Genomic DNA, 4,066 nt, shown 5'->3' with positions numbered 1-4,066 from the left:
CGTTGTTGCCCTGTGGCGATTTTTGATATAAATATGCGAGATTAGAATATTCTGATAATTTGATATTTTTTATTAGCGTTGATAACAAAATAAGCAATAAAAAAAGGCAATAGAAACTATCTATTGCACTTTTTAGTTTGACCGTTCAAAGAAAATTTTTTCGTCGATGTGGCAGAAGCTATTGTGATGTATCCGCTTCTTTCATCTGTTATTTTGAAATAGCTTCTTTTGGTAGATATTTTTCTAACGCATCCGCTTTATGTGCGTCATCCGCCAATGGGAAGCCCAATTTGGCGCGCGTTTCTACATAGCTTTGTGCGACCTTACGCGCCAAGGTACGCACACGCAAAATAAAGCGCTGACGCTCAGTGACTGAAATCGCCCCACGCGCATCCAACAAGTTAAAGGTATGTGACGCTTTAAGCACCATTTCATACGCAGGCAGCGGCAGATTAAGACCGACCAATTTGTCGGCTTGGCTTTCATAAAAATCAAACAACTCAAACATTTTTGCCACATCGGCATGTTCAAAATTGTAGGTCGATTGTTCCACTTCATTTTGGTGGAATACATCACCATAGGTGACACGACCAAATTCGCCATCCGTCCATACCAAGTCATACACACTGTCCACGCCTTGGATATACATGGCAAGGCGCTCAAGACCATACGTGATTTCTCCTGTCACTGGGAAACACTCAATACCACCGACTTGCTGGAAGTAAGTAAACTGGGTAACTTCCATGCCATTGAGCCAAACTTCCCAACCAAGCCCCCATGCGCCAAGCGTTGGTGATTCCCAGTTGTCTTCTACAAAGCGAACATCATGCGTTAAGGTATCAATGCCAATCGCCTTGAGTGACCCCAAGTATAACTCTTGAATATCAGGTGGATTGGGTTTGAGCACTACTTGGAACTGATAATAATGTTGTAACCGGTTTGGGTTGTCGCCATAGCGACCATCCGTGGGACGGCGTGATGGCTGCACATAGGCAGCATGCCAACGCTCTGGACCTAATGCTCGTAAGAAAGTGGCGGTATGAAACGTGCCTGCACCCATTTCCATATCGTAAGGCTGTAACACCACACAACCTTTTTCTGCCCAATAATTTTGCAAAGTTAAAATCAATTGTTGAAACGTCATCATACGAGAATTACCACTATATAGTCGGTGATTAGGCAAACCGTGCTTATCAAAATAGTTGTCCAGTTAATTTTGATAAAGCGTCAGTTTTTTTAATTAGTCACATTAAAAATTTAAATTTTTTTGCGTCGCAAATAGCACTTAAAATAGGCGGTACAATTGCCGAACGATATTTTTACTTAAAACGTCCAAAATAGCAAACTTATCCAATTTTTCAGCTACAGGTATAGCAATGGTTATTGAGCAAATTAATTGGCTGGCAAAACTACAAAGCATTAAAACAATATACATTTCGCGACAAATCAGTTACCGCATTTTAGCACTTTTTTACTAGATTTACGAAAATTCCTGTTACCCTTTAACAAGTGATTTCGACCATTGATTATTGCCTTTTTTTAGCCGGTTTTAGCCTTTTTAATGGCTTTTTTTGAGATAAATCAGCCAAATTTGATACGTCATCCATTGTCGTTTTAGTTGGGTTTTGACTTTTAATTTTCATCTTTTACCGCCATAATAACCTATACAAGCTTTTACTTAATTTATGTTAAGTATTTGTTTTCAATAACTTTTCATGAGGTCAACCATGCTTATTTCGGCAAGTCTATTATTAGCTGCTACGTCGTTAACTTCTAACTGGTTGTTTTTAATCGCTCTAGTGACTGTCGGTATGCTAGCGATTGCGTTTACCCCTTACCGTTTTGTATTGGGCTATTTTATGTTAGGTATGGTGTACTGGATTTCGGTAGAAGGGCTGCATTGGGCAGTGGTTACGCTGTCATCGTTAACTGGTACGGATGCTTATGTGGCGGCCATTGGCTTGTCGATGATTCCGATTGTGATAGCGTTAAATGGAAAACCCAAGTTTAACAAAGCCGCGAGTCAAGCTACTACAAATCAAACCATGTTAAAAAGCAGTGTCCAAATGAGCGCCGGTCATCGTCCTGTGGTGTTAGAAAAAGATACCGATTTTCATCAAAACTTTGTTCGTCATGCTTCTGTGTTTGACTCAAAACAATAATAACAACCTCGCCACCTTATCGCTATAACAAGCTATTTAACCCATCACGTTGATGGGTTTTTTATGCGCTTTAGCTTGATAAAAGCTAAAAGACTCATTGTATAACGCTGCTTAAATACACAAATCAAACGCTCTGATTACAAAAAATGATACTGGTATGTTAAACATTACTGTAACTTGGCATCGATGACCTTATAATATATTGTATAACAAAGCTATTAAATCTTCTGTAATAGCGAATTGTAATTTCTTTGAAATGAGTGACTTAAGTATCGTCATTTATTTAAAGACCTTGCGCATTGCAATATCTATAAAATCTATAATTTTGGAGGACACGTATGTTATCTCAATTAACCCAAATCAAATCAGACCCCCTTGACGTATTATTGTTTGCCGTTGGCTTGCGTTTAACCCAACTTGCCAAAACAGGCGATGACAAATTTAAAGGTTTATTAGAAAACCGTAATTTTACTATTCAACTCGGCAGCGACGCGGAACAAACGTCACGCTATTATGAGATTAATAACGGTACTTTTAGCCAACATGCAGGTCCAGCCAAAGAGCCAACATTGACGATTACCTTTAAAGATTCAATGACGGGTGTAAAATTGCTTACTAAAGGTGAAGCGACGGCATTTATGACGGGCATCCAAAATGGCGATTTAAAAATGTCTGGTGATTATTCACTGCTGATGTGGTTTAACCAAATCGCGAAATTTATTGTGCCAAAAGTACCTGAGCCACTAAAACCTGTGGTTGAACAAGCAAAACCCTTGATTGAAAAAGCCACGCCTTTTGCCAAAGAACTTTGCAGTAAAGCCCTAGCAATGCTTGGAGGCGCGAGCGCGGGTAAAGCATCTGGTAGCAGCAAATACTTTAATGAAGCAAACACCAAAGATGTCAATGCTGACAGCGAGACACAAGCGAGCAAATTAGACACCCTTAAGACGAAAGCGGCTGAAATCAAAGATGACGCGGTGGAAAAATTTGATGAGCTAAAAACCGAAGCCAAAGAAAAAATCGATGCACTCAAAGAAGATGCGAGCGAAAAATTAGCCGATATTAAAGACACTGCTAACGAAAAACTTGGCGAAACCAAAGAAAAATTGGATGAGGTTAAAGCGCAAGCGGCTGATAAAATTGATGACGCTAAAGAAACTGCCACTGAAAAATTGGATGAGGCAAAAGTCTCTAAGGACGATAAAGTTGCGGATGTTAAAACCAAGCTTGAAGACGTCAAAGATCAAGCGGCTGAAAAATTAGCCGATGTTAAAAGCCTAGCCGGTGAAAAACTAGATGATGCTAAATCAAAGGTTGAAGAATTAAAAACCCAAGCCGATGACAAACTAGATGCATTAAACGAAGAAGCCAAAGAAAAAGTGAGCGAGGCAAAAGATAAAGTTGAACAAGCTAAGCAAACGCTGACCGACGAAACGGCGACTGATTCTGACGCATCCGATAACAAAGCCATCGAAGAGAAATATGAAGCGGCTAAAGATACTATTAACGCTAAAGATAGTACGGCAGATGATGATAGCATCCGTCCTGACAACGTGTTTGCCAAATCAGCGGATAATGAGAACTTAACGCCTGCGCTGCGTAAATCGGCTGAAATTGAGGCAAAGCATGCGTCTGATGAGGTCATTGCCGACAATGTCAAAACTAGCGCAGTCACTGATGATAAATCACCTATCACCAATATTTCAATCACTCGTGGTGATAACTCACAAGACAAATAAGCCACTGTCATTAAATTATAAAAAACAATCACTTTAGGTGGTTGTTTTTTTTTGATATGATGAAACACCTTTTATCATTTTAAGCTTTGTTTTAATTAGGATTATAGCTGTCATGGCAGACTTATTAGCAATTCAACAATCACAACAACCGATTGGCACCACAAT

Annotated in this window: 3 protein-coding genes; 2 read left to right on the top strand and 1 reads right to left on the bottom strand. The window is 39.5% G+C overall.

All coding sequences use genetic code 11. The features are described 5' to 3' along the window. Positions 1-208: 208 nt before the first annotated feature. Positions 209-1,144, bottom strand: coding sequence for a glycine--tRNA ligase subunit alpha (gene glyQ, locus RT143_RS12050; RefSeq protein ID WP_065253959.1), 936 nt, complete (start codon positions 1,142-1,144; stop codon positions 209-211). A 583-nt stretch (positions 1,145-1,727) separates the two neighbouring features. Here glyQ and aciT point away from each other — a divergent pair. Further along, positions 1,728-2,162 carry an AciT family ciprofloxacin tolerance protein gene (gene aciT / locus RT143_RS12045; protein ID WP_313093298.1) on the top strand — a complete coding sequence of 145 codons (435 nt, stop codon included), beginning with the start codon at positions 1,728-1,730 and terminating at the stop codon, positions 2,160-2,162. 338 nt (positions 2,163-2,500) lie between these two features. Beyond that, positions 2,501-3,901 carry a hypothetical protein gene (locus RT143_RS12040; protein ID WP_313093295.1) on the top strand — a complete coding sequence of 467 codons (1,401 nt, stop codon included), beginning with the start codon at positions 2,501-2,503 and terminating at the stop codon, positions 3,899-3,901. Positions 3,902-4,066: the final 165 nt, after the last annotated feature.

It is taken from the genome of Moraxella sp. CTOTU48268, from assembly GCF_032069585.1.
Taxonomy (GTDB): domain Bacteria; phylum Pseudomonadota; class Gammaproteobacteria; order Pseudomonadales; family Moraxellaceae; genus Faucicola; species Faucicola cinerea.
This window is presented reverse-complemented; position numbering and strand designations above follow the sequence as displayed.